Consider the following 2422-nt stretch of genomic DNA (forward strand, 5'->3'; position numbering starts at 1 on the left):
CTGGACCTGCTGCGGCCGATCTACTCCCAGACCGCGGCCTACGGTCACTTCGGCCGCGAGGAGCCCAACTTCTCCTGGGAGCGCACCGACCGGGCGGAAGCGCTGCGCCAGGCCATCTGAGGGAGCCCGCCATGACGACGTTCCGCGAACTCCTCGGCCGCCGGCTCATCATCGCGGACGGGGCGATGGGCACCATGCTCCAGGCCTATGACCCCACGCTCGATGATTTCGATGGTCATGAGGGTTGCAATGAGGTGTTGAATGTGACGCGTCCTGACATTGTGCGGGGGGTGCATGACGCGTATTTCGCGGTGGGTGTTGATTGTGTGGAGACCAACACTTTCGGGGCGAATCTGGCGGCGTTGGCGGAGTATGACATCGCTGGTCGGGTGTGGGAGTTGTCGCAGGCCGGGGCGCGGTTGGCGCGGGAGTCTGCTGATGAGTGGGCGGCGGGTGATGGCCGGGCGCGGTTCGTTTTGGGGTCGATGGGGCCGGGGACGAAGTTGCCGACGTTGGGGCATGTGCGGTTTGAGGCGTTGCGTGATGCTTATGAGGCGAATGCGGCGGGGTTGATCGCGGGTGGGGCTGATGCGTTGATCATTGAGACGTGTCAGGACTTGTTGCAGGTGAAGGCGGCGGTGGTCGGGGCGCGTCGGGCGATCGAGGCGGGGGGGCGTGATGTGCCGGTGGTGGCGCAGGTGACGATCGAGACCAACGGGGCGATGTTGTTGGGGTCGGAGATCGGTGCGGCGTTGACGGCGATCGAGCCGTTGGGTGTCGATGTGATCGGGTTGAACTGTGCGACGGGTCCGGCGGAGATGTCGGAGCATTTGCGGTATCTGGCCAAGCATGCCGGTGCGGGGGTGGCGTTGTCGTGCATGCCGAACGCGGGGTTGCCGGAGTTGACCGCTGACGGGGCGCGGTATCCGTTGTCGCCGGGTGAGTTGGCCGATGCGCATGAGGGGTTCACCGGCGAGTACGGCTTGGCGCTGGTCGGCGGGTGTTGCGGCACCACGCCGGAGCATCTGCGGCAGGTCGTCGAGCGGGTCGGCGGGCGGGAGGTGGCGGTTCGGCGGCCGCGTTTGGAGGCGGGTGCGGCGTCGTTGTATGCGCATGTGCCGTTCCGGCAGGACACCTCGTATTTGGCGATCGGTGAGCGGACCAATGCCAATGGGTCCAAGGCGTTTCGTGAGGCGATGCTGGCGGGGGAGTGGGAGGAGTGTGTGGACATCGCGCGGGCGCAGTCGCGTGATGGGGCGCACATGCTGGATCTGTGTGTGGATTATGTGGGCCGGGACGGGGTGGCCGACATGGCGGAGTTGGCGTTCCGGTTCGCCACGGCGTCGACGTTGCCGATCGTGCTGGATTCCACCGAGCCGGCGGTGATCGCGGCGGGGTTGGAGATGCTGGGTGGCCGGGCGGTGGTCAACTCGGTGAACTATGAGGACGGCGACGGCCCCGATTCCCGGTTCCAGAAGATCATGCGGTTGGTGAAGGAGCACGGCGCCGCGGTGGTGGCGTTGACCATCGATGAGGAGGGTCAGGCGCGTACCGCGCAGTGGAAGGTCGCGGTGGCCTCCCGGCTGATCGAGGACCTGACGGGTAACTGGGGGATGCGGGTCGAGGACATCATCGTGGATTGTCTGACGTTCCCGATCGCGACGGGTCAGGAGGAGACCCGCCGGGACGGGCTGGAGACGGTCGAGGCGATTCGTGAGCTCAAGCGCCGCTACCCGGGCGTGCAGACCACCTTGGGCCTGTCGAACATCTCCTTCGGGTTGAACCCGGCGGCGCGGATCGTGCTGAACTCGGTGTTCCTGCACGAATGCGTCAATGCTGGGCTGGATTCGGCGATCGTGCATGCTTCGAAGATCGTGCCGATGGCGCGGATCCCGGATGAGCAGCGTCAGGTGGCGTTGGACATGGTCTATGACCGGCGCCGGGAGGGTTATGACCCGCTGGCGCGGTTCATGGAGTTGTTCGCGGGGGTGGATGCGGCGTCGTTGCGGCAGAGCCGGGCGGCGGAGCTGGCGGGGTTGCCGTTGTGGGAGCGGCTGAAGCGGCGGATCATCGATGGGGAGCGTAAGGGGCTGGAGGGTGATCTGGAGGAGGCGCTGTCTCAGCGGCCCGCCCTGGAGATCATCAACGACGTTCTGCTGGAGGGGATGAAGACCGTCGGGGAGCTGTTCGGGTCGGGGGAGATGCAGCTGCCGTTCGTCCTGCAGTCGGCTGAGGTGATGAAGGCGGCGGTGGCTTACCTGGAGCCGCACATGGATCGGGTGGAGGGTGAGACCAAGGGGCGGATCGTGCTGGCCACGGTCAAGGGTGATGTGCATGACATCGGGAAGAACCTGGTGGACATCATCTTGTCGAACAACGGCTATGAGGTGATCAATCTGGGGATCAAGCAGCCGGTGTCGGC

Annotated in this window: 2 protein-coding genes; both read left to right on the forward strand. The window is 65.8% G+C overall.

The features are described 5' to 3' along the window. The coding region (locus tag ACWEN6_RS40800) for a methionine adenosyltransferase domain-containing protein (protein WP_452577578.1) at positions 1-120 on the forward strand (120 nt) is incomplete at its 5' end. Positions 121-131: 11 nt separating this feature from the next. Continuing rightward, positions 132-2422: homocysteine S-methyltransferase family protein (locus ACWEN6_RS40805; RefSeq protein WP_452577576.1), on the forward strand; the 2291-nt coding region annotated here is incomplete at its 3' end.

Source organism: Sphaerisporangium sp. NPDC004334, from assembly GCF_053602655.1.